This is a genomic window from Ancylomarina sp. YFZ004 (assembly GCF_054254355.1).
Genome location: NZ_JBTCHQ010000011.1, coordinates 119,234 through 144,373, shown reverse-complemented (window position 1 = coordinate 144,373; position 25,140 = coordinate 119,234). Strand labels below are relative to the sequence as shown.

Here is a 25,140-nt window from a genome sequence, read left to right as displayed (position 1 = left end):
AATAGGGCAAGCTTTTGCATTTTATCTTGTTTAGAGACAAAACTGTAGCTCCTAATTTTAATTCGACTAGTTACATTCAAGGCTAATAATTCTTTATTTTTAACTTTTATGGGAGATACGATTAATCCATTTTCGGATGAATATTTTATGAAGCAAGCTTTAGAAGAAGCGCATAAAGCTTTTGATGAGGACGAAATTCCAGTGGGAGCTATTGTTGTATGTAATAATAGAATTATTGCAAGAGCTCACAATTTGACGGAACGCTTAAACGATGTCACTGCTCATGCTGAGATGCAGGCTATTACAGCTGCTGCAAATTATTTAGGTGGTAAGTATTTAAAAGATTGTACACTTTATGTGACATTAGAACCGTGTAATATGTGTGCTGGTGCCTTAGCTTGGTCACAAATAAGCCGTATTGTTTACGGTGCAAGCGATAAGAAAAGAGGTTATACGGCATTCTCACCTTCACCCTTACATCCAAGAACCGAGCTTGTAACTGGTATTTTAGAAAAAGAAAGTGCTGATTTGGTAAAGAGTTTCTTTGTTAAAAAACGATAAGAATAGTTGTTTTGTTATTCCTAATTTTGAAACACCAAACAAAAGCATTAGTTTAGCAAGTTGAAAATCCTAAAGAAGTAAATAGGGGTTTTATTAGGGGTAATTTAACCTTTTACCTATTTAGGATCACTACAATCCAACCATTTATATCATCCATTTCTCTTTGTTGAAAGTGTTTATAATCTTTTGTAGATTTGTGTATCCTTGTGCAATATATTTTGCAATAAATTGTTTTGGGAACTACATTTTTAATAATAAAACATTAAAAAATAGATATTATGAGCGCGCATAATGAAGCTAAAATGGGTGATATTGCAGAAACTATCCTATTACCTGGAGATCCACTAAGAGCAAAATATATTGCAGACAACTTTCTAGAAGATGTTGTTTGTTATAATCAGGTGAGAAATATGTTGGGTTTCACTGGAACCTATAAAGGAAAGCGTATTTCTGTACAAGGAACTGGTATGGGTATACCTTCAATAAGTATTTATACTCACGAATTAATTACTCAGTATGGCGTGAAAAACGTGATTCGTATTGGTACTTGTGGTTCATTCAATCACGATGTAAAAGTATTTGACGTGATTCTTGCTATGACTTCTTGTACAGATTCAGCAATGAACAAAAACCTTTTCAGAGGTATGGACTATGCTCCATGTGCTGATTTTGGTTTGTTAACTGATGCACATCAAGCTGCTACAGAAAAAGGTGTTAATATTAAAGTTGGAGCAACTCTAACTTCTGATATCTTTTATCATGACTTGGATAATAATCCAGAACCATTTAAAATTTGGGCTGACTATGGCGTACTAGCTGTAGAAATGGAAGCCACTGCTTTATATACAATCGCAGCTCGTCACAAAGCTAAAGCATTAGCTATTTTGACTGTTAGTGATCATATTTTAACAGGAGAAGAAACAACTTCTGAAGAACGTCAAACATCATTGAATACAATGATTACAATTGGTTTGGAAACTGCAATCAAGCAGTAATTTAGATCTAAATACATTGCATTTAAAAAGGAGAAACTTGGGGGTTTCTCCTTTTTTTATTTATGTAATTCGACTTTTTTCAATAAGCGAATTAATATCCTATATTTGGGATGTTCGTAACACTAGTCCCCATGAGATATCTACTGACCTTTTTACTTGTTTTTTTATCTGTATCCTCTTTTGCCGAGAATATGACTTTTGTAGATGAAGAAAAAGTCGATAGTCTGGAAAACAGGTTAATGATTGTTGATGGAGATGATAAGCTGGAACTCTTATTAAAACTCTGTCAGGAACTGGTTGAGAACGATTCTGAGAAATGTATTGCTTATGCACAGGAAGCTTTAGAGCTATCTCAAAAGTTAAAACGGCCTAAAGACCAAGTTAAAGCATTGATCTTTTTAGGACGAGAAGATTCCAATCTGGGTCATTATTTTGAAGGTTTGCAACATTTCAAAGAAGCTGCAGGAATTGCTGATCGTGAAAAGGAAGGGAAAGGCTTGGTTGATTCCTGGAATGAAATAGGGATAACCTATTTTAATATGGGGAGTTATGATGAGGCTTTAAGGTACTATTTTCAGACTTTGAAAAAGGCTGAGGATATTAAATATCAGGAGAGGGTTATTGCTGTTCAAACCAATATTGCCATTATTTATTCCATATATAAAGATCACTCCAAAGCTTTGGAGTGGTTTAATAAGTTATTGCAGATATATCAAAAAGAGAATAATAGTTTGCAAGTTGCAAGAACACGAGTTAATATGGCTATTATTCTTGATGAGTTAGGAGATCTTGATAAAGGATTAGATTATTTGTCTAAGGCTATCCCGGTTTTGAAGGAGTTTGGTGAAAAACAGATGCTTGCCTCAACTTTGAATTCTCAGGGCGATCTTTATTTAAAAAAGCAGAACTATAAGGAAGCTTATCAAAACTATAAGTCCGCTTTGGAAATTGCCAAATCAATTAAATATGAAAGGGGAGTGGTCTCGGCTTCTTTTAATCTCGGAGAGTATTATGCAGCAGTTATAGATTATGATAAGGCTTTGGTTTTCTATGAGGATGCCTTAAGCGTTTCGCTTAAAGCTGCTTATAAAGAGAATGTTAAGGATTGTTATGAGGGGATTGCTAAAGTGTATGCCATGAAAAGAGATTTTGCCAAAGCTTTGGAGAATACGAAACGATTCATGGTTTATAAGGATGAAATATATAATGATAGAACGCAGAAGCAGATTCAGGAACTGCAAATAAAATACGATACAGAAAAAAAGGAAGAAGAAATTGAGTTGCTACAAATAAGAATGAGGACTCAACGTAGAAATCAAGTTATTCTTATTGTTGGTTTGCTAATCATATCCTTTTTAATTCTTAGACTTCTACATTTAAAGCAAGTCAATCTTAAAAGAAAAAATCTACTTCTTGAACAAGTTAGTTTAATGGATAAACTGGCTCTTGAAAAAATGGATTCCGAAAAAAGGGAGAAAGATCTTGAAAACTTAAGGTTGCATGAAGAAATGCTTGCCAATGAGGAGATAAATTGCCTTGAGCAGTTGAAGTTTCAAGAGGATTTAAAGCACAAAGAGCGTGAGTTAGCTGCCAATGCATTACATGTTGTAAGTAAAAACGAAACGCTTGACAGTCTGAAAAAATCTGTTGAAGCTGTTTTAGCATCTGATAAAGATGAGGTTCAACGCTCCCTAAAACGACTCATTCAGGAAATAGAGGGTAATATTAATCTGGATCAGGATTGGGAGATGTTTAAAATGCATTTTGAGGAAGTTCATCAAGGTTTCTTTAAAAGACTAATTGAGAAATATACTGATTTAAATACAAACGATTTAAGATTTTGTGCTTACCTGAGGTTGAATTTAGATGCTAAGGGAATTGCACGCATCCTCAATATTTCAGTTAATGCTATCGAGAAACGTCGTTATCGATTAAGAAAAAAATTGGGATTGGATTCCTCTGATAATCTCTTTGAATTCCTTAGTAATTTCTAAAAAAAATACAATATAGATGCCGAACTCATGGGCGTCACAAGATCATTACTTTTTCCTTTCCCAAAGGATAAATTCATTAAAATTCCAATTGTTTTTCACCAGCGACCCCTTTTGTCTATGTCGCTAAACCGTCCGTGACCCCTTTTGTCCAGCCTGTAAATTCAGCTATTTTGTTTGGCTTTGATAATTTTAGCACTGTATTTGGGAAGTCCCTAATTCTTCCTGATACGCTTACGATTGTCTAACCCCAAATGATTAGCCACAGTGAAGAAGAAAGAATTTAAACCATTTTTTGAAAGCTTCTATTCCAGCTTGTGTTTGTTTGCCAACAAGTATGTTGATGATAGAGATATAGCTGCAGACATGGCTCAGGAGGCTTTTATTAAGTTATGGAACGGTAAGGAGGCATTTGATAATGAAAATGCCATGAAGGGATACTTGTATATGGTTACCCGAAACTCTTGCTTAAACTATATTAAACATTCCAAAGTTGTTTTAGATTTCGCTGTTCAGGCTATGGAGAAGGAGTTATTCTTCAGAGATAATATTCTTGAGGAAGAAACCTATTATGAAATTCATAAGGCCATTGAAATCCTACCCTTACAAGGGAAGCGTGTTGTTCAAATGAGTATGAAAGGTATAAAAAATCCTGAGATTGCCCTTCGATTAAATATATCTATAAATACCGTCAAGTCGGTAAAAGCGAATGCTTATCGCTTGCTTCGTTTACAGTTGAAGAATGTTGTTGTTGTTTTCTTGTTGATATTAGCTGGGTTTTTTTGATGAAAATGCCTGTTTTTTATATCTAATCACACACTTATGTTGGAGTTCATGTGGGCTCTGATATTTTTTTTGAAAAAAAACGAAACCTTCCCACCCCCTTTTATTTTTGAGTTGTTTTAGTAGTACAATCTTCTTAAGGAAATGTTCCGGATCAGAAGTTTGTTGGATCAAAAGAACATACCTCATGTAAATTTGATTTTATGGAACCAAAGAGAACAAATAAAAATATCTAGTGAATAGAATTGACCAACATATAAGAATCTCTCAGCTAATTGCCAAAGAAGTGAATTTTGGACTAGATGAGATCGAGAAGCAGAAATTGGATTTTTGGATCAATGAGAGTGAAGAGAACCGACAGGTTTATGATAGAATTAGGAAGCAAGAAGGGTTTCTTAATTGGGATGAAGACTTTCATCAGGTGAATGTAGAGGAAGGGTGGAAGCGATTTGATGAGGCAGTAAACCCAAAAAGAATTGTGTTTGCATTTCAGACCATCCTCCGCTATGCTGCAGTTATATTAGTTCCTCTGTTTCTCTCGGGAGTTGGTTATTATTTATACAACGATTTGATTAGTCTGCCGGAGCAAGAGCAGTTTGCACAATTACAAGTACAAAAGCCGAAAGCTCAGTTGATTTTAGCAAATGGAAAGAAGGTGAATTTGGATAATAAAAAAGTCTCTGCTTTAAAAGAGAAGGATGGAACTCGAATTGAGAAAGGCGAAGGCAATTTAACGTATCAGGCAGGGGGCGAAAAAGGGAAGCTACTGTATAATACAGTCGAAATACCCAGTGGGAGTGAGTATAAGTTGGTTCTTGCCGATGGTACAAAAGTTCATCTGAATGCCATGAGTTCCTTGAAATTTCCGGTTCAATTTTCAGAAGAAATAAGAGAAGTTGAGTTGTTTGGAGAAGCTTATTTTGAAGTGACTAAGGATGCAAAACACCCTTTTGTCGTGAATGTATCTGGTACTAGAGTTGAAGTGTTAGGAACGTCTTTTAATGTGAAAGCTTATGAAGGGAACGAGGAAGTTGTGACGACTTTAGTTGAAGGAAGTGTGAAGGTGCAATCTTCAGCTTATGAGGCTGAGTCGTTATTCTTGGAACCAGGTCAGCAGGCTATAGTGAATGAAAAAACAGGAAGTATTGATATGCGAGAAGTAGATGTGACCCTGTTTACTTCCTGGAGGGAAGGTGTTTTCTTATTTAAAAACCAACGAATGGAGGATATTATGATCGAATTGGCAAGGTGGTACGACCTAAAGGTGTTTTATAATAATCCTTCGGCAAAGGAGCACCGTTTTGGTGGGCATTTTAATCGAAGTAGTGAAATCAGTTCTATCATGGAGATGTTTGAGCTGACCAATAAGGTGAATGCCGAAATCAATGGAGAAACCATTGTAATTAGTGAAAATTAAAACAGGAAATGCTGTAACATTTCCTGTCTAATATATTTCTGCAGTAACAGAAATCTAATTTAAGTGAAACCTAAATCTTTACAAAGTTATGAAAAAATGTTTGAATAATGGCTTCCGATCCCGGAAGCTGTTTAAACTACTACTAGTTATGAAAATGCTCGCCATTTTTCTGTTTGTTAGTGTATTAAGTGCTTCGGCAAATACATTGGCACAGGATGTAAAAGTGACATTTAACATGGAAGGTGCAGAGTTGGAACAGGTGTTGTGGGAAATTCATGAACAAACTGGTCTGGTATTTCTTTACAGTTCTTCTGATGTTAAAGATGTAAAAGAACTTAGCGTGGATGCTAAGGACGAAACCGTAAAATCTGTTTTGAACCGTTGCTTGGAAGATAGTGGATTGGAATATGAGTTCAAGAGTAAGGCCGTAACCTTACGAAAAATCTCTTCGCCAACTCACTCACCTGCGAAAACACAACAGCAGCAAAAGAAGCAGGTTTCAGGTGTAGTGCTTGACGATTTGGGAATTTCATTACCAGGCGTTTCTGTTTTGGAAAAGGGAACCACGAATGGTGTTTCTACTGATTTTGATGGAAAGTTTGCAATTGAGATTCCTGCTAATGGGAAAGTGGTTTTGGTTTTCTCTTTCATCGGAATGGAATCTCAAGAGATTCTTGTTAAAGGACAAAAGGATTTGAAAATTACACTATTGCCCGATGCTGAACAATTGGCTGAAGTTGTGGTTGTTTCGGATGGTTTTAGAAAAACGGATCGTCGATTATTTACAGGTTCTGCTACTTCGATAAAGTCTGAAGAAGCTAAAGTGGATGGTATTGTTAATGTGGCACAGATGCTTGAAGGTAAAGCAGCTGGTGTTTCTGTTCAAACTGTTTCCGGAACTTTTGGTACTGCGCCTAAAATTAGAGTTCGTGGAGCTTCTTCCATTTATGGTGATTCAAAACCCTTGTGGGTAGTTGATGGCGTTGTTCTTGAGGATGTTGTTGATGTTTCTCCTGATGATCTTTCGTCGGGTGATGCTTCTACTTTGATCAGTTCAGCAGTTGCCGGATTGAACTCTGATGATATAGCAAAATTTGAGATTCTGAAAGATGCTTCGGCTACGGCTCTTTATGGAGCCCGTGCCATGAATGGGGTAATTGTTATTACAACAAAAAGAGGTAAGACAGGTGTTACAAAAGTTTCTTATTCGGGTGAATATACCATGAGAATGAAACCTTCTTACTCTAGTTATAATATCATGAATTCTCGTGAGCAGATGTCTGTTTATAGAGAACTAGAGACCAAAGGATGGTTAAATCATGCTGAAATATCCCGTCAGAAAGATGGTGGTATTTATAAGAAGATGTATGACCAAATTAATAACTACGATCCGACTACAGGTTTTGGTTTGGAGAATACACCTGAGGCCAGAGCTAAATTTTTACAGAAATATGAAATGGCAAATACGGATTGGTTTGATGTGTTATTCAAAAATACCATAACTCAAAATCATTCTGTAAGTCTTTCCGGTGGTACAGATAAGTCGAACTTCTATTTTTCAACCAGTTATTATGGAGATAAAGGTTGGTCGATTGCAGATAAAGTAGATCGATATACTGTCAATGCAAATGGTAATGTAAAAATCAATGATAAATTAAAACTTGGTTTTCTTACAGCTGGATCTTTTAGACAGCAAAAGGCGCCAGGATCAGTAAATCGTACTGAGGATCCTATTAATGGGGAATATAGTCGTGATTTTGATATCAATCCATTTTCATATGCTCTTAATACCAGTAGAGCAATGCGTCCATACGATGATAATGGAAATTTGGAATATTACCGTATGAATTATGCTGATTTTAATATCCTCGACGAGATGAAAAACAATTATCTCGAACTGGATGTGCTTGATTTGAAACTTCAGTCTAATTTAGATTATACACCTATAAAAGGTTTGGATTTAAGTGCTGTTGCTTCAATTAGATATGTGAAATCGACTCAGGAACATAAAGTCCTTGAAAATTCTAATATGGCTTCTGCTTATCGAGCAGCTGATACTTATGAAATTGCTAGGAATAATAAGTTTTTATTTAAGGATTATGAGGTTCCAAACTCACTACCTCAAGTTGTTTTACCTAAGGGTGGCTTTTACAACCGAAGCGACAATACGCTATTGAACTACTATTTTAGAGGAACAGCGAACTGGAATAAAATATTTAATGAAATACATATTGTCAATGCGTTTGCGGGTATGGAAGTCAAATCCGCCGATCGAAAAAACAGTTCTTTTGATGGTATTGGCTATCAGTATGAAAGAGGAGGCGTTCCTTTTATCAATCCTGATTTTGTAAAACATCAATTACAAAATGGATATTCTTACTATGGGATGGAAGAGTTTCGTGATAGATATGCTGCCTTTTTTGCCACGTCAAGTTATTCTTATGCAGGTAAATATACGGTTAATGGAACCTTTAGATATGATGGGTCTAATAAATTAGGTATTTCTACTTCGGCTCGATGGTTACCTACATGGAACGTGAGTGGATCGTGGAATGCTAAAGAAGAAGATTTCTTAAAAGATAATGGTACAATTTCTTATCTGTCTTTTAGAGCGACTTATGGTTTAACAGCGAGTATGGGTAATGCTCAAAATTCAACGCTAGTACTAAAGAACAAAGTTACTGATCGTCCTTATCTTTCGGAGCAGGAATCTCAAATGTATATTGACGCTTTAGAGAATTCTGAACTGACTTGGGAAAAGCAATACGAGACCAATATTGGTATGGATCTAGGTTTGTTTAATAATCGAGTTAATATCAGTATGGATGCTTATCAACGAAAAGGTTTCGACCTGATTGGTTATGTGAAGACTTCAGGTATTGGGGGAGAATTCTGGAAGTTTGCCAACTACGCTGATATGAAATCTCATGGTATAGAGTTTACCTTATCGACTAAAAACATTAAATCTGAAGATTTTAAATGGAATACCAATTTCACTTTTGCCTACAATCATAATGAGATTACAAATCTGAAATCATTTCCTAAGATGATCTCTTTGATTAGAGATACTGGAGGACCTTTGGAAGGTGGTCCAGTAAGGGGGCTGTACTCTATTCAATATAAAGGTTTAAACAGCGAAGGTTTGCCAACCTTTATTAATGAGGAGGGAGACTTAACGGTTAATGATTTTGATTTCCAATCAAATAATATCGAACACTTAAAGTATGAAGGCTCTATCGATCCATCAATTACTGGAGGTTTAGGTAATACATTCTCTTACAAGAATTGGAAATTGAATGTATTCATGACTTATCAGTATGGTAATAAGGTGAGATTGTATCCTGAATTTAAGTCAAGATATTCTGACTTGGATGCTATGCCTAAGGAATTTTTCGATCGTTGGATGTTAGCTGGTGATGAGAATGTCACTGATGTTCCTACTATTTTATCTCAACGTATGCATAATGCAAACGACCAAAAGGCTTATAATGCCTATAATATGTCTACAGCAAGAGTTGCAGACGGTTCTTTTGCCAGAATGAAAGAAATTTCATTAGCCTACAAGTTGCCTAAAACTTTTGCGGCAAAACTTGGTTTTAGTGATCTTTCATTAAAAGTTCAGGGAACAAATTTATTCCTGATATACTCTGACAAGAAATTGAATGGTCAAGACCCTGAGTTTTTAGGTTCTGGAGGTGTGGCTATGCCAGTGCCAAAACAATATACTTTCACACTAAAAGCTAGCTTTTAGAACTAAAGATGATGTAATAAAATAATAGAGTGATAACTGATGAATTCGCTTATCAAGAACTTGAGATAATTAACTGAAGTTTAAAATCATCTCTGTACTTATATCTAAAATAAAAAAATAAAATGAAAAATATAAAGAATAAAGTCTTGGTCTTAATGGGGATAGCCTTACTATCGTCATGTAACGACTTTTTAGATGAAACACCTGATAACCGGACAAAATTAGATTCACCGGAAGCTATCAGTGAGTTGTTGGTTTCTTCTTATCCAGAAGCAGGTTGTCTGGCATTTACTGAAGTGATGTCGGATAATGTTGCTGATAAGGGAGTAGGAGGATATATTGCAGAATACCAGGCCAATGAGGATGCTTTCTTTTGGAAAGACAGCGGATCTGAAGATTATGATACGCCTGTTTTTTATTGGAATTCATGTTATGCTGCTATTGCAGCTGCCAACGAAGCTCTAAATGCGATAGAATTGGCCCCCGATAAAGAGAATTACAAAGCACAAAAGGGTGAAGCCCTTGCGACAAGAGCTTATTCTCACTTTATGCTTGTTAATCTTTTTGCTAAACATTTCAATCCAGAAACAGCTAAATCGGATTTAGGTGTTCCTTTTGTTGAGGAATCGGAAAAAGTTGTTTTTAAAGAGTATGAAAGAGCTACTGTTCAGGAAGTTTACGATAACATCGAAAGAGATTTAAATCTAGCTTTCGATCTTATTAGTGATGAAGCTTATTCTGTCCCTAAATATCATATGACTAAAACAGCTTTACATGCCTTTGCTTCACGTTTTTATTTATACAAAGGCGAGTGGGACAAAGTGATTGAACATTCTAATTATGTTTTAGGTGCTAATGCCGCTTCTAAATTAAGAGACTGGACTGGTAAGTATATGACTTATGAGGCTATGGAATTGTGGGCACAATACACAAAATCTGAAGAATCAGCAAACTTATTACTTAATAGACAATATACCAATTGGGGTGGAGGTCTTGTTGTATTCAGGTATTCACTTGCTTCTTCGAAGGCAACTGAATTATTTGGTGAATCTGATGCTGGTGAATCTAATTTCGATCTGATTATAGGTGATAAATTACTTTATGCTGCTAGCGAATTGCAGTTAGGATTTATTCCCAAGTTTCAGAATCGTATTGAATCGCACGGTGGTAATGCTGATATCGGTTACCCCAATTCAATAGTACCCATATTTACTGCCGAAGAAGTTTTGTTTAATCGTGCTGAAGCTTATGCGATGACGACTGATTATACATCTGCTCTTTCTGATTTGGATGCTTATTATACAAAAAGAAAGAAATCTTATAATCCTGATAATAAAATCGATTTGGATCAAATTAAGGCTGCCTATGATGTGGTTGCTGCGCCCGAGTTGGCTCCTTTCTACACGGTTAATGCCGATCAGAAATTTTATGTATCGTATCTTCTTGATTTACGTCGTAGAGAATTTGTTCACGAAGGTTTAAGATGGTTCGATGTTAAGAGACTTAATATTGAAGTTGTTCACAATCTTGTAGATGGTTCTACGGTTACTTTACCAAAAGATGATTTGAGAAGAGCCATTCAGATACCAGCTCAGGCAGTTGCAATAGGATTACAGGCAAACCCACGATAATTATAAAAATATAAGATATGAAAAAGATATTATTTCTATTCTTTTCTATTTCTATCCTTTTTACCTCGTGTACTAAGGAAGATGATTTAGGAAAGTCATTAATTGATACCTCCATACCGGAGTTGAATGATGTTGATGAGTGGATAAGAGAAAATTATACTTACCCATTCAATGTTGAAGTTAAATACCGTTGGGATAATTCAGAGGTAGATAATTCTAAAATTTTAACGCCTCCTGCAAAAGCAGATGTGATTCCTTTTCTTGATAATATGAAGAAAATATGGATAGATCCCTATGTGAATGCTGGAGGTATTGATTTCATGAAAAGATTTATTCCTAAACAAATGGTTCTTATTGGGAGTCATAATTATAACGATAATGGATCTATTGTTTTAGGACAGGCTGAGGGTGGACGAAAAATCTCTCTTTTCGACTTGAATTATATCTCATTCGATTTATCAGGTTTAGAAAGCTGGGAAAAAAGTAAAGCTATGGAGCCTATATTGAGAGTTTTCTCGACGATGCATCATGAATTTGGGCATATTCTACACCAAACTGTAGCTTATCCTATCGAATACAAGAAGATTTGTACTGAGTACACATCCAACTGGATGAATTTTAATAATATAGAAGCTAAGAGATTGGGTTTTATTACGGCCTATTCGATGCTTAATCCTGATGAAGATTTTGTAGAGATGTTGTCAAAGTTTTTAATGTCAGGTAATGAGGGCTGGAATAAGATTATTGATGATATCTATATTTACGATGAGAATTGGAATAAAGATATACCAGCAGCAGATAAAGCTAAAGCTAAAATTCGACAGAAAGAGAAAATTGTTGCTGATTATATGCAGCAGGTTTGGAATATAAATATCTATGATCTTCAGGATGAGATTGAAGTAATTTTAGCGGAAATTAAAGGTGAATAGAAGATGAAATTATTATGAAACGAACCAAGAGAAAATCTTTCTCACGCATGAGTATCGTTTGGCGACTTTCATAAGACCTTAATTCGAAAATTATAATCACATGAAACGAGCTATGAGTAATGCTTTCACACACAGAAAGAGGATTATTTTGGCGACTTCCATATGATAAAAACATGAAATTATAAACATATGAAAACATTAAATTTATATATCACTTCTCTCATATTACTTGCGTTTTCGGCATGTAATAATGATTTCGAAAGTGAGTTTGATCTTTCCCCGGACGAAAGAGCAAGTGAAGCTGTTAAGGAGTTTAAAGAGGCCTTAATCTCATCTGAGTATGGATGGTTAACCCATTACTATCCTAATCCAGACAAGTTAGGTTCAGTTACCTATATGCTTAAATTTGAGGAAACAGGTACTGTAAATATGAATTGGGAGTTATATGATTATTCTGATGAAGCGGAATATTCTGTAAAGATGCTTGAAAAGCCTCTGTTGATTTTCGATACTTATAGTAAATTTTCAAAGATGACCGATCCTGAGATTGGCATAGCAGGTAAGGGATTTGGTGGCGAACTAGAGTTTGGTTTCATTAGACAATCAGCTGACGGAGATACCTTGTATCTTGCTGAAAGAGTCAATGAAGACCCTATGGTTCTTGTTAAAGCTACGGCTGAAACAACGACTCAGCTTAGAGAATATGCAAAGTATACTGATCTTTTAGAAAGACTAAATGAAAAAGTTGTTGTTCCTTTTTATTTTAACTTATCAGTTGAAGGTTGGGATGCGAAAGTAAACATGGTATATAGTGGCGATAAGATTATTGCATTTCTTAATTATGTAGACGGTGGAGAAACTAAACGTGAGTTTATGCCAGTTAATTTTACTCACGAAGGTTTTCAATTTCATCACCCTTTAGTTTTTAATGGCATTAGCGTTCGTTCTTTTAAATATGATGAAGCTAAGAATCAGTTTGATGTAACAGATGCTGGTGTAACGGGTACTTTTAAATATGAGGGAGTTTGTCCTGCTCATGTGGATGGGATGACTGATAAGTTTTTTGGACCAAGAACATTTGGTGGTTCTGCAAAGATATTTAGTCCTAAATTATTTGATTTGATTGATGGTGTATATCCTGAGGCTGCATTAAATTATGTTTCTACAGATACTTATGTTGGTTCTTGGTCACCTTGTACTTTCAATTTAAATTTTAAAGATTGGAATTCTCTTAAGATTAAAGTTAATTATAATAAGATAACTGAAGATGTTGTTGAAATGGAATTCCTAGGCTATGCACCACATTATGCTGCACCACTTGATGATCTGGCTTATGTTGAGGCATTAATGTCTACAGAGAAAGGTCAGGCTATAAAAGCATTGATAACAAGTACTAAGGGATGGACTATAGTTCCTATAGAGCTTAAGGAGTATGGTTCTTCTTACTGTTTGGTAAGTAATGAGGATCCGGAAATGTACATGACCTTTGGGTTGACTTATTCTGACGATTAGTCAAGTTTAGATTACTGGTCAATCAAAATGATTAAAAATGAATGATTAGTTGGTGATTTAATAGCCCTTCTGCCTTTGTATTCTTTAGTACTAATGGTAGGAGGGCTTTTTTATATTATGAATTATAAAAAAAGAAAATGTTTGATACGAGTTATGGATTAAAAACATGGATTTACCCGGGTTTAATCTGGGGAGTCATCATGTTCCTTGCTATCTCCTTTCTTTTGCCTTTGATGGAGGGTGAGTTAATAAACTGGCAAAAATTGTATGCACTTCCTATTTGGTTAATTGGCGGCTTGGTGATGCAATATCTTCAGTTTAAGAGTATAAATAAAAAAGGAAGAAGAGAGATAGGCGAAAAAACCGATTAATCATGAAAATAGTTAGCAGAGTAAATTTTAAAGATAAAGCAGAACGAAAAGCGTTTATCTATGCGTTATGAGCAATATAAATAAAAACTACCACTATGGAATATGATAAAACAAAATACAAGATTTGGAACTGGAAAAGCCCAGTTATTCTACATTGGATAATTAATCCAGGATTAGTATTTAATGAATTGGTATTAGGGCAGACTATGCCGAAAGTAATTCTGATTGAGAGGTTTGGGGGTAAACCTTTTTATAAGCGTTCTATTATACCCTGTCCACATTGTGGGGAATTGCATCCAGATGTTAAATATTCAGCTCAAAATAAAACCGCATTAAAAAACTGGTATGGTTGCTATTGTGACAAATGTTCTGAAATAATTCCTGTTCAAAGAAATCTAACCTCTTTGTTAATTCTAACTGTGACTTTCCCTTTATGGGGTTGGTTTAGGAAAACACTAAAACAAAATTGGTTGGACAAGCAACCTGAAAGGTATAAGAATTTAAATCTTGAAGTAGTTGACAAGAAAAACACTACTAAGAATTGGTTAAAAGCAGGACTTCTTTGGGGATTTTTCATGTATGTAACAATGACTTTAATCTTCCCACTTATTGAACAAGAACAAATCACACAAAAGAGTATGCTAATAGGAATCCCTATCTGGCTTATAGGTGGCTTGAGTTTTGGTTTTACTATGAAAATATGGATGAATAGAAAAGGTAAAGAAAATAATGCCCATAATAAATAGGAATATGAGCGGTGACGAGTAACTTGATAATTTATAGGTTTAGAGTAGATTGAAAAGAATTCAGGGTAACACCCACCCAGTTTTGAATTTGAGTTGTTTTATTAGTAAAGTTTTTAGTTAGTCGGTAAAAGAGCAGAACCCTCTGTAACTTTGTTTGGTACTTCGAAGTACAAACTTTCACTTAAATCTTCTTTGGTCGGATCTGATTTTATGGAAATTGAAAACAAGGTTTTGGGTTTTGTTTGTTTTAATTTAAACTGCCCTATTACATTCTCTTCACAGCCATCGAAGTCAATTTTATCGGTTGTTTCAGTTTAATTTGCAAAATACAAGTGGCTGTGGAGAGTGTAATTTAGATCTAAAGTAGGATGCATTACAAAAGGAGAAACCCCCAAGCTTCTCCTTTTTTCGTACCCTTCGTTTTCTTAAATTCTTATTTTGAATGATTACCTAATCTAAGACTCCTTAATTGTGTATTACTCCTATGTAAACATTGTATAGCTTGAATCTTAACTTATTTGTATTGATTCTGCCTTAGTCTAAATAAGCTAAGTCATTAAAAAAAAGACTTTTCAGACTAAGCTCCATCAGAATAATTTCATATTTTTAGTAAGAGTCATATGTTGTTTTTTAGTATGATTAAAACCTATTTCTTACCCTAATCTAACACGCTGGAGGATTATTTATGAAGTTGAAATTTAGTCTTTGCTTTTTAATTAACCTTTTTGCTATTTCCCTTTTCAGCCAAACTGAAACAAAATATGATTCCGATTTTAAGGTTGGCATTGTTGAGCATCTTGGCGAAAAAATATCAGATGATATTAATCTCATAAATGAGGAGGGGAAAAGGGTTAATCTACTTGATCAGATAGATAAACCCACAGCTATTGTTTTCGTTTATTTTAAATGCCCTGGTATTTGTAGTCCATTACTGGATGGTTTGACTGGTTTAATTGATGCTAGCGATCTAGAAATATCCAAAGATTATCAGGTTTTAACCATCAGTTTCGACCCACAGGAAACAACAGATTTAGCCAATCAAAAGAAGAAAAATTATCAAGATTTGATTCATGATAAAAATACAGATGAGGGTTGGCGTTTTTTTACTGCAGATAGTTTGAACATTGCTAAGGCTACTGAAAATGTCGGCTTTCTCTATAATAAAGCAGGGAATGAGTTTACTCATGCTGCAACGGTTATCATCGTAAGCCCCGATGGAACAATCACTCGCTATTTAAATGGAACTTACTTTTTGCCTTATGAGTTTCAATTGGCAATTAGAGAAGCCAATAAGGGACAAACAGGACCAACTATAAAAAAAGTACTTGAATATTGCTATTCTTACGATCCTGTTGGTAGAACTTACGTTTTTAATATCACTGCGGTGACGGCTAGCGTTACCATCTTTATGGCCTTAATTATTTTTTTATTATTAATTTTTTTCAAGCCAAAGAGAAAATTATATAAGAGAGTGGATAATTAAAAGAAATTGAATTCTAAATATTAATCTATGTCGAAAACTTCAAAAATAAAGAGTCTACTAGAATTGGGGAAAATTAAGATTGCTATTCCTATAGCAGTTTCTTGTTTCACAGGATATTTGTTGCAATCGATTGATTTCTCATTGGATATGGCTGCCGTTATTTTTGGGATTTTGTTCATTGTTGCTGGCGCTTCAGCCATTAATCACATTCAGGAGCATAAGAAAGATGCCTTGATGAATAGAACAATGTTTAGACCGATTCCATCAGGTAAACTGAGTGTGAAGGAGGCGTTTGTTTGGAGTTTCTTATTCTTAATAGTTGGTTGTGGCTTGCTAGTTTGGGGAGGTAATATGTTGAGTTTTTATATTGCTCTTTTTTCAATTCTGTGGTATAATCTACTTTACACACCCTTAAAACAAATTTCAGCTTTTGCCGTTGTTCCTGGTGCACTAAGTGGCGCTTTCCCACCATTAATTGGCTATGTGGCTGCTGGGGGTGATATTTTAGCACCTCCAATTTTGGCTTTGGCATTCTTCTTTTTTATAGGGCAAATTCCTCACTTCTGGCTTCTGTTATTGCTTTATGGTGAAGATTATAAGCGCGGAGGCTTTAAAGTTCTAACCGATGTGTTCTCCGTTAAACAGATTCATTTTATTACGCTTATTTGGATGTTGGCAACCATTATGGTCGCTCTTCTACTGCCTATGTACGATGTCATCAGTTCACAATTTGCAATATGGGTTTTGTTGATTCTTTCTTTGTGGATTATCGTTTACAGTTTTCCTATTTTGAAAAACTACGATAGACTTTCAGTTCGAAAATTGTTTCTTCAACTCAACTTATATTTCTTGCTGATCATGATCATGATTAGCATCGATAAGCTTTATCTGTAAATGAAATTACAGCATAAAAAAAGCTCGACTTGTAGGTCGAGCTTTTTTTATATAAATGTGTTTTTAATTCTCTTCAATATTGAATCCTACTTCTTTTAACTGTTCCCAGAAGTTGGTGTGTGTTTCTAATGCTGATCTACATGCTCGTGTATGTATTCTGCCATAGTTTTAACAGACATGAGTATGTTTCTAGCTTCTTTAGGATCTTCGATTTTTATTTTGTAATTTCTCTCTAGTAGAACTATTAGTTCAATTGCATCAATAGAATCTAAACCTAGAGAATCCCCAAATAGAAGATCATCTGTGCCAATATCATTGATGGTATAATCTTCAAGTTTAAGTTGTATTATGATGTTCTCTTTCAGTTCTTTAATCAATTCTTCCATGAGTATTGTGTGTTTTAATAATTGTTTTTTTTAAGCTCATAAATTGATGCTAATGCTAAAGCAAGTATTGAAAAAAAGAAGAGCTTGAGTAATTCGTATTTAATTTCTATTAGGCTAGCATTTTGTAAAAATAATTTTGAATAAGCCGTTAGCGACCAGTTTAGAGGTGATATTTTGCTAATAATGAGCATTGTGTCTGACATCATGAATGTAGGAACCCAGATGCCTCCAATTGCTGCAAAAATGACAACAGAAATACTACCGAAATTGGATGCTTGGTTATGTGTTTTAGCTATCGTTCCAATCAATATAGCATAACTAGTTGCTGCAAATCCGATAAATAATGTTGTTAGAATAATATTGTAGATATTAGAATAATTTAATTTTGGTAGCCCGATTAATGGTAATAATTGACAGCCAATAACTAGTAAGATACAGAACTGTGATAGTGCAATAATCGTGTATAAAACTATTTTGGATATCATTTGTGATATATACGATGTTGGCATTGTTTTTAACCTTACAGAGATTCCGTTAGTTTTATCTGCAATTATATTTCCTGTGAGAGGAATAACAATAAAAAATATTGCAAATATTGACCAAGCTGGTATGTTGTGTTCTGTTGAATTTGGAAGTTTACTATTTAATTTAGCCCCAACAGTTGTTTCAATAATATTGAAATTTTCAGTAGGGAATGTATCATTGTTTGCGTTTCCATTTAACTTTTCAACAACAGTAGTGTATGATTTAAATAACAATTGAGTTCGAATATTTGCTATTATTTGGCGAATAGTTCCGTTAAGTGCTTGCTTAAATGAAGCTTTTATAACAGGATCGAAGAATATTTCTAAGTTTGAAATTGGATTTTGATTGTCAAAATTCTGACTCTGTGTTATTTGTTTACCTATCTCCTTTGAAATAATAATCTTAAAATTTGATGTAGCATTTTTTGGAATAATTAATCCCATTTTAAATTTTCCTTTTGCTACCAGTTGTTTAGCTTCTTCAATTGTTGGTGTTTTTTCCTCGTATGAACTAAAGGTATTGAAGATATTAGATGAATTTAAACCCGATATTATTGCATTTCCAATTATATCATTGTCTTGATTTATTATTATTAGGTCGAACTTTTCTTTTTGTAGAGTTTTTAATGAAGAGTCTTGGAGTAATGTCATGATTAAAACTAAAACAATTGGCATTCCGAAGAGAATCAAAAGTCCTGTTCTATCTCTAATAAGTAGACGAAAATCTTTTATTATTATTTGAATAAACGTTCTCATTAATCTCTTAATTTTTTCCCTGTTAAGTGTATGAAAATTTCCTCAAGGTTGTTGTAGTTTGGATACTTATTTAGCAAATTTGATGACAAGCCTTCTTCAATCACAACGCCATGATCTATAATAGAAATGTAATCACAGAACTTTTCAGCTTCAGCTAAATGATGAGAAGTGTATATAATTGTTGTTCCTTTTTTATTTGTTTCTTTCAAGAAATTTAAAATAACTAATTTCGATTGAATGTCAATTCCGACTGTTGGTTCATCTAAGATTAATATTTCTGGTGAATGTAGAAGGCCAGCAATTAAATTAATTCTTCTTTTCATACCTCCAGAATAACTGTTTATTTGATTATTTCTTTTCTCGAAAAGGCCTAGTTCTTTAAGTAATAATTCAATTCTAATTTTTAACTCATTTTTAGGAATTCGATACATACTTCCAAAAAACATGAGATTTTCATATGCAGTTAACTCAGGATATAATGCAATGTCTTGAGGAACTAAACCAATTAGTTTTTTTATGTGTTTTTTTTGTTCTGGTACTTTAAAGCCAGCTATTGTGACTTTTCCAGAATCTTGTTTTAATAATCCACAAAGTATATTTATACTTGAGGTTTTTCCTGCACCATTAGGACCTAGTAAAGCATGAATTGTTCCTCTTGAAACATTGAGATTTAAACCGTTTAAAGCTTTAGTCTGGCTAGACTTATAGCTTTTATATAAGTTTTCGATCAAGATAAATGGCTTAGTCATTATTGGAGGTTTAATTTCAATAGGTTCTTAAAATGTTTTTTTTCCGCATCTGCGATTTCCAATAATAGATTTGATAACATTGAATAGGATTCATTTTCAGTTATTCTAGATTTACATAGGCGAGAGGCATGCAAAGCGAAATTCCTCCACATATCTCCAATCTTTGTCATTTCTTTAGAGGCTGTCAGTAATTCTGTGTTGTTAAGGGTTTTGCCTGACTCTTGTAGAAATGCTGCATAGATAAATCTAAACCCTGCACCACCTGTTCCGATTTCCTCTTGCATACGTATGATTGAACCTAAGTATTTGGCTGCAGTTTGTTTTGATAATTTTTTCTCCCATTTAACAACCGACTTTGCTAAAAGCCTAATTCCTGCTATGCCCACAAAAGGATTTGAACGTGTCAGCATTTGGTTGGCGGTTCTTTTTATTGATATTCTTATTGATTTTTTCAAATCAAAATTTTCGGGAACTTCCTTTACGTAATACATTTTCCCTTTGGGTTTTATGAGTCCTTTTGCGTATCTAACCTTTTTTAAATCATTAGTAGTAATCCATTTTGGAGTTTCCATTATTGGGTCACTTACTATATATCTATTCTCCTTTTTTCCGAATGCGACTATATTATGTGCATTAAAGTGAAATCGATATACTTCAGGAAAATAAGTTAGGTTATAAACGCCAACGACTAATCCTACAGGTGTTCCTTCTTCAAGTTTTTTATCGAGTTCGGACATTGCCTTTTCAGGATTCGATTTATATCTTGTAATTTTGGTTTTTATACCAATAACCTTGTTAACTCTTTTGAAAATTTCACCAGGCATTGGTCTGTAAGATGTGCCAGGAGCTCCATTTAACTTTATAAATGGTAAGTGAACAAAAAATAAACCTGAACCTAATCCGAAGACCATTGCTTCACTTAGATTAATATTATAGTGTCGTAATATATTTGAAGTCACTCCATTTTCACAATGTCCTGACATTCTGTGTTCAAAGTTTATCATTTACTTCTATTATCAAATTGATATTAAAACTCTTTAATTCATCAATAGTTAATAAATTAAAAGCCTCTCGGTATGCTTCAAGTTTCTTGTCGCTTAGCTTTGTGAAATTTTTAGGTTTCATATGTCTCTTAATAGTCCAAGAGTACATACCTGTATATTCAGCTAATATTTTAATATTCATTATGTTTTTATGCATATAATAGAATATCGGACTTTTCTCTTCATTTTTAACTGCTTCAATTGCAATCTTAATCTTATCGTCAACTTCTTCCCAAGCTTGCCTCATGGCAATATTTTTGGGTTCCCATCCAACACTTTTAACCTGAACATAATTGCCATTAGAATCAAGAGCATACTGTAATTCATCGAGCTTTTCATTAAATAAATTAATATTGTCTTGTGGTACATTATGTTTTTCCATAACAGAAAATTTGGCTTTTTATCATTAGTTATCAATAACTGTAAGCATTGCATAGGCATATGAAAACCTTGCACTTTCAGGACTCATAATGAGTATTTTGTCACCAGCTTTGAGCTTGTTTGAGTTGAATAACTCTTCTAGCATAAAATATGCTGATGCTGAACCTACGTTTCCAAACTTAGAAAGATTTGTAAACCATTTTTTTTGTGGAATTGGACAGCCTATTTTTTCAGCTTCATCTTCTATTTGGGCTCTAAAATATTCTGATGACATGTGTGGTAAGAAATAAGTTACTTCATTTGTGTTAAAATTATATTTTTCAGTAACTCGTTTTAATCCAAGAGCTCCATATTTAATAATATTGTCTCCTAAAAGTTTTACATCTTGACGTAGTGACATAAGACCATTATCCGCAATTTCACGAGGTGTAAATTCTCTCCAAGGTTTCATCTGACCACTTTCTGTACGTTCGCCTCCTGCGTACATACAGCTTGGTAATTCATTTGCGTAGGAGGTAATATCAATCCAATTTATTTCTAGGGATAATCCTGATTTATTTGGCTTATTTTCTAGTAGTGCTACTCCAGCACCATCTGACAGCATCCATCTCAGAAATTCTTTTTCAAAACCAATTACAGGTTTTTGTTTAAGTTCTTCAAGTTTAGATGCTTCATCTTCAAAGTTTTGTGATCTTAACCAAGATGAAAATTTCTCAGAACCTCCTGCAATAGCGTTTTTGGAATTTCCACTGACGACAGACATGTATGCGTATTTAAAAGCTAGCATTCCTGAGTTACATGATCCTTCTGGAGTAATAACTTCCATAGGATTGTTCTTTAGTAAACCGTGTACCATTGATGCATGGGCAGGTAATAGCTGATCAGGTGATGATGTGCCTACTGCGAGTACTTCGATATTTTGTAAGTTTTCTTTTTCAGGGCAGAGTTTTTTTATTGCTTCTGCAACCATCTCTGCATTAGTATGTGTGTGTTTTCCGTCACTATTAATGGCATAGTAGCGTGCTTTTATACCATTGTTTCTTAAAATGAGTGCTTTTGCTTTTGATTTAACTCCTTTTATAAAACCAAGATGATTTTCCATTTCACTATTCTCAACGGTTTTATTTGGGAGGAATTTTCTTAATTTAGTGATATAGACTTTGTTACTCATTTTCTTGTGTTGTATGGATTAGTGTATGAAAAATAGCGTTATACACTTAACTTTTTAAGTGAAAAAAGGGAATTGATTTATTTTTGAATGCTGAAGATAATTATTATTCTTTAAGGAGTTTGATTTTTTTATGTTTGCTATTCAAAATAGGGTAAAATAAAAGATTAATTATTTTGAATAAAACTGTTGAGATTGGAGATATTACAAATATTAATGTCATTAAAAAATATTTGAAAAGCCTTATTCTATTCCTTCTGTCTTTATTCCCAGCTCCTCCTTTTTTAAGAATAAATTTTGACCATATTTTAAATATGTTTAGTCCACTTTGTTCAGTAGTTTTTAGTGTAAAGTCAATATTTACAGCATTATTAGCTACAAGATTTTCCTGCAAGTCGTCATAACTATTCTTTTCAATAGCTTCTTTAATTATATATCCAAAAGCTGTTGCGGATTCGACCGATTCTTGTTTGACACCAGAGCGTGGGAAAAATTTGTATGGACCTTGATTACCTGTTGTCATCCATTTTATTACAGTAACAACACTAATAAGGTTTGGGTATGGGTCTGTAAGAACAATATTCCCAATATGAGAACTGCCTATATCTGTTAGCTTTTTGCTTAGTTTCTTGTGAGCTCCTATCCACATGTTTCTAACACCTAGAATAGTTATTACATTCTTCCCTTTAAAAATGTTAGAATATCTATCGTCGCATAAAAGGCTCCATGTTGGTATAGAGGGAGATAGGTACCATACCTGATAAGCTAATATTATTAAATCGTAATCTTTTTCTATATCACAATCTAATGGTTTTAATTTGCATGGGATTCCATTTACGGACTCAGGAAATGCATCAAAAAAATCTTCAGATGTCCAAGGGAAGCTATAAGCCTGTATAGGGGAGTAATTTGTAAAAGTAAGTTCTATATCATTACAATTCTGTAATGGTTTTGTAACTGAGTTAACAATGTTTTTTAATTGTCCTGTTTGTGAATAATAAAGGACCAATATTTTTTTCATCTAAATAGAAGTTATCTTTTTTTTTTGTAATTTTTTTTCCTTGTTCTTTTATGAGAAGGAAGCTTTCGGTATTAAAATTTTCGCTTTTATCCTAATACATTATTATAGCCTATTCATTAGCTTCACGTAATTAATATGTTTTAATTACGTGAAGCTAATGAAATTTATCAATGAGACTTATTTCTAAACTGATGTTGTTTTTATCGAGAATAAATTTGGCATCGATGAATTTAGGAGGTCCAAATTGCCCTTTTGCGTTATTTGATGTTCCTATTGGTTCTTTAGGCATTCCAATTTTATTCATGTCTAATTTTCCATTAGAATTCTTGTCATGATAGCATGAAATTGCATATGTACCTAATGGGATATTATCAAATTTAACAATTAATTCTTTATTAACAATATCTCCCTCATATGTTTTGAATGGATCTTTAAGAAATGAATATTCACTGTTGAAGATGGATACAGTGATTTTCCCTTTTTTGCTTGATATATTTTTAATTTTCACGTGTATATTAGCTCTGTTTATGTTTTTTTGTGAAAAACAATAAATGCTAATTGTTGTAAATATAAATATTAAAAAGAGTCTTTTAATCATTGAGTGAAATGCTTTTGTTTGATATGAATAACTTGTTTTACAATGTTTTGATCCGTTTTTTTGTTAGGATTAGTGACTGTGTAATTTGATTGTCTCACATGCAAAGTGCTTAGATTATCAATTAGTGTTAACCTTATAAAACACCAATTGTTTCGTTACCTTACTTTATCTCAAATCCTACCTCTTGTAGCTTTTCCCAGAAGTTAGGGTAAGATTTGTTGACAACCATTGGATCATCAATTTTAATCTCTGGGCGAATCATCGCAATAGGGGCAAAAGCCATTGCCATACGATGATCGTGATAAGTTTCGATGATAACTTCTTTACTTTCAGCTTTCATTTCACCATCCCAAGCCAATTCACCTTCTTGTGGTTCGTATAGCACATAGCCTAATTTTGCTAACTCATCGATAAGGGCTGTAATACGATTGGTTTCCTTTATCTTAAGTGTCTCTAGGCCTTTAAAATGGAAAGGAATATTTTTTAAGGCGGAAACCACTGCAAATGTTTGTGCTAAGTCAGGCATCTCAATAAAATCGAAAACCAGTTTTTTACAAACATCATTAGTTTGTTCGATATACATACCTTTTTTAGTGAAATTGGTTTTCACACCAAGTTTCTCAAACACATCAATTAAACCAGAATCTCCCTGAAAACTGTTTTTTCTTAGCCCATCTAAATAGAGTTTACCCTTTGGAGCCAACGCCATAAATGCATACCAATACGAAGCTCCGGACCAGTCGCCTTCTACCGTGTAAGGCATTACTTTATAGGCTTGTTTCTCAACAAAAATCTCATTGTTTTTAAACTCCGACTGGATTCCAAACTCTTCCATGATAGCTAGAGTCATTTCAATATACGAACGAGATACAATTTTGCCCTGTAGTTTGATGCGAAGACCATTTTCAAGAGTAGGAGCAATAAGGAGTAATGCTGAAATATATTGAGAACTGGTGTTACCAGCTAATTCAACTTCTTTACCCGTGATATTCGATCCCATTATTTTCAAAGGAGGATATCCTTCCTTTTCAAGATATGTGATTTGGGCTCCCAAAGAATTTAGTGCATCGACTAAAACAGATATTGGGCGCTCTTTCATTCGATCAGAACCCGTAAGGGTCCATTCGCCTAATATTTTTGATAAGTAAGCTGTTAAAAATCGCATACTTGTACCAGCGTGTCCAATATCAAAAACATTGGTGTTCGAAAACAGAATATCTTGCATGACCTTAGAATCATCACAGATAGATAGATTCTTAATCGGTTCAAAGCTATAACTTAAAGCATTGATGATTTGCACTCGATTCGAAATGCTTTTCGATGAGGGAACAATGATTTTCCCTTCAATGTTTTTTTCTGGCTTAGATATAGTGTAATGCATGGCTTCTGGTTATGAGTGAAATTGATATGGGTTAAAAGAGTTGATACCTATTAAGTATAATTCGGTTTA

22 protein-coding genes are annotated in these 25,140 nt (G+C 34.0%); 13 read left to right on the top strand and 9 right to left on the bottom strand.

Annotated features, from left to right (window positions below):
• The first annotated feature begins 108 nt into the window (after window positions 1-108).
• The 13 genes from ACXR6G_RS16380 (at window position 109) to ACXR6G_RS16320 (ending at window position 17,064) form a co-directional block, all read left to right on the top strand.
• Window positions 109-561 (top strand): nucleoside deaminase, encoded by a 453-nt coding sequence (locus ACXR6G_RS16380; RefSeq protein WP_458362525.1) that lies wholly within the window; start codon window positions 109-111, stop codon window positions 559-561.
• Between the two features lie 278 nt (window positions 562-839).
• Window positions 840-1,556, top strand: coding sequence for a purine-nucleoside phosphorylase (deoD, locus tag ACXR6G_RS16375; protein WP_458362524.1), 717 nt, complete (start codon window positions 840-842; stop codon window positions 1,554-1,556).
• A gap of 131 nt (window positions 1,557-1,687) precedes the next feature.
• Window positions 1,688-3,550, top strand: a complete 1,863-nt coding sequence (locus ACXR6G_RS16370; RefSeq protein WP_458362523.1) for a tetratricopeptide repeat protein — start codon at window positions 1,688-1,690, stop codon at window positions 3,548-3,550.
• Between the two features lie 264 nt (window positions 3,551-3,814).
• Window positions 3,815-4,333, top strand: a complete 519-nt coding sequence (locus ACXR6G_RS16365) for a sigma-70 family RNA polymerase sigma factor (protein ID WP_458362522.1) — start codon at window positions 3,815-3,817, stop codon at window positions 4,331-4,333.
• Between the two features lie 232 nt (window positions 4,334-4,565).
• The gene (locus ACXR6G_RS16360) at window positions 4,566-5,747 is read left to right on the top strand and encodes a FecR family protein (RefSeq protein WP_458362521.1); all 1,182 of its coding nucleotides are present in this window, start codon (window positions 4,566-4,568) and stop codon (window positions 5,745-5,747) included.
• 148 nt (window positions 5,748-5,895) lie between these two features.
• Complete coding sequence (locus tag ACXR6G_RS16355; RefSeq protein WP_458362520.1) at window positions 5,896-9,498, top strand: SusC/RagA family TonB-linked outer membrane protein; 3,603 nt, start codon at window positions 5,896-5,898, stop codon at window positions 9,496-9,498.
• A 122-nt stretch (window positions 9,499-9,620) separates the two neighbouring features.
• Window positions 9,621-11,129: a RagB/SusD family nutrient uptake outer membrane protein gene (locus ACXR6G_RS16350; protein ID WP_458362519.1), complete on the top strand. Its 1,509-nt coding sequence runs from the start codon at window positions 9,621-9,623 to the stop codon at window positions 11,127-11,129.
• 17 nt (window positions 11,130-11,146) lie between these two features.
• Window positions 11,147-12,058, top strand: coding sequence for a zinc-binding metallopeptidase (locus tag ACXR6G_RS16345; RefSeq protein ID WP_458362518.1), 912 nt, complete (start codon window positions 11,147-11,149; stop codon window positions 12,056-12,058).
• Window positions 12,059-12,247: 189 nt separating this feature from the next.
• Window positions 12,248-13,570 (top strand): DUF4302 domain-containing protein, encoded by a 1,323-nt coding sequence (locus ACXR6G_RS16340; protein ID WP_458362517.1) that lies wholly within the window; start codon window positions 12,248-12,250, stop codon window positions 13,568-13,570.
• A gap of 137 nt (window positions 13,571-13,707) precedes the next feature.
• Window positions 13,708-13,941: a hypothetical protein gene (locus ACXR6G_RS16335; RefSeq protein ID WP_458362516.1), complete on the top strand. Its 234-nt coding sequence runs from the start codon at window positions 13,708-13,710 to the stop codon at window positions 13,939-13,941.
• 95 nt (window positions 13,942-14,036) lie between these two features.
• Window positions 14,037-14,687, top strand: coding sequence for a hypothetical protein (locus ACXR6G_RS16330; protein ID WP_458362515.1), 651 nt, complete (start codon window positions 14,037-14,039; stop codon window positions 14,685-14,687).
• Between the two features lie 685 nt (window positions 14,688-15,372).
• Entirely contained in the window at window positions 15,373-16,170 is a 798-nt protein-coding gene (locus ACXR6G_RS16325) for an SCO family protein (protein ID WP_458362514.1), read from the top strand.
• Window positions 16,171-16,197: 27 nt separating this feature from the next.
• A complete protein-coding gene (locus ACXR6G_RS16320; protein ID WP_458362513.1) occupies window positions 16,198-17,064 on the top strand; it encodes a UbiA family prenyltransferase in 867 nt (288 codons plus the stop codon).
• 125 nt (window positions 17,065-17,189) lie between these two features.
• Here the strand turns inward: ACXR6G_RS16320 and ACXR6G_RS16315 are convergent, their stop codons facing one another.
• The 9 genes from ACXR6G_RS16315 to aroA form a co-directional block, all read right to left on the bottom strand.
• Window positions 17,190-17,450 (bottom strand): phosphopantetheine-binding protein, encoded by a 261-nt coding sequence (locus ACXR6G_RS16315; RefSeq protein ID WP_458362512.1) that lies wholly within the window; start codon window positions 17,448-17,450, stop codon window positions 17,190-17,192.
• A gap of 14 nt (window positions 17,451-17,464) precedes the next feature.
• Window positions 17,465-18,730 carry an ABC transporter permease gene (locus tag ACXR6G_RS16310; RefSeq protein ID WP_458362511.1) on the bottom strand — a complete coding sequence of 422 codons (1,266 nt, stop codon included), beginning with the start codon at window positions 18,728-18,730 and terminating at the stop codon, window positions 17,465-17,467.
• Complete coding sequence (locus ACXR6G_RS16305) at window positions 18,730-19,479, bottom strand: ABC transporter ATP-binding protein (protein WP_458362510.1); 750 nt, start codon at window positions 19,477-19,479, stop codon at window positions 18,730-18,732. Before ACXR6G_RS16305 ends, ACXR6G_RS16310 begins: the two co-directional genes overlap by 1 nt.
• The gene (locus ACXR6G_RS16300; RefSeq protein ID WP_458362509.1) at window positions 19,479-20,483 is read right to left on the bottom strand and encodes a BtrH N-terminal domain-containing protein; all 1,005 of its coding nucleotides are present in this window, start codon (window positions 20,481-20,483) and stop codon (window positions 19,479-19,481) included. The genes ACXR6G_RS16305 and ACXR6G_RS16300 overlap by 1 nt, the downstream gene beginning before the upstream one ends.
• A complete protein-coding gene (locus ACXR6G_RS16295; RefSeq protein ID WP_458362508.1) occupies window positions 20,470-20,904 on the bottom strand; it encodes a hypothetical protein in 435 nt (144 codons plus the stop codon). The genes ACXR6G_RS16300 and ACXR6G_RS16295 overlap by 14 nt, the downstream gene beginning before the upstream one ends.
• A 24-nt stretch (window positions 20,905-20,928) precedes the next feature.
• Window positions 20,929-22,074 (bottom strand): beta-ketoacyl-ACP synthase III, encoded by a 1,146-nt coding sequence (locus ACXR6G_RS16290; RefSeq protein WP_458362507.1) that lies wholly within the window; start codon window positions 22,072-22,074, stop codon window positions 20,929-20,931.
• A gap of 103 nt (window positions 22,075-22,177) precedes the next feature.
• On the bottom strand, window positions 22,178-23,092 hold the full coding sequence (locus ACXR6G_RS16285; RefSeq protein ID WP_458362506.1) for a hypothetical protein: 915 nt from the start codon (window positions 23,090-23,092) through the stop codon (window positions 22,178-22,180).
• A gap of 154 nt (window positions 23,093-23,246) precedes the next feature.
• Window positions 23,247-23,690 carry a DUF2141 domain-containing protein gene (locus ACXR6G_RS16280; RefSeq protein ID WP_458362505.1) on the bottom strand — a complete coding sequence of 148 codons (444 nt, stop codon included), beginning with the start codon at window positions 23,688-23,690 and terminating at the stop codon, window positions 23,247-23,249.
• A gap of 160 nt (window positions 23,691-23,850) precedes the next feature.
• A complete protein-coding gene (gene aroA / locus ACXR6G_RS16275) occupies window positions 23,851-25,071 on the bottom strand; it encodes a 3-phosphoshikimate 1-carboxyvinyltransferase (RefSeq protein WP_458362504.1) in 1,221 nt (406 codons plus the stop codon).
• Window positions 25,072-25,140: the final 69 nt, after the last annotated feature.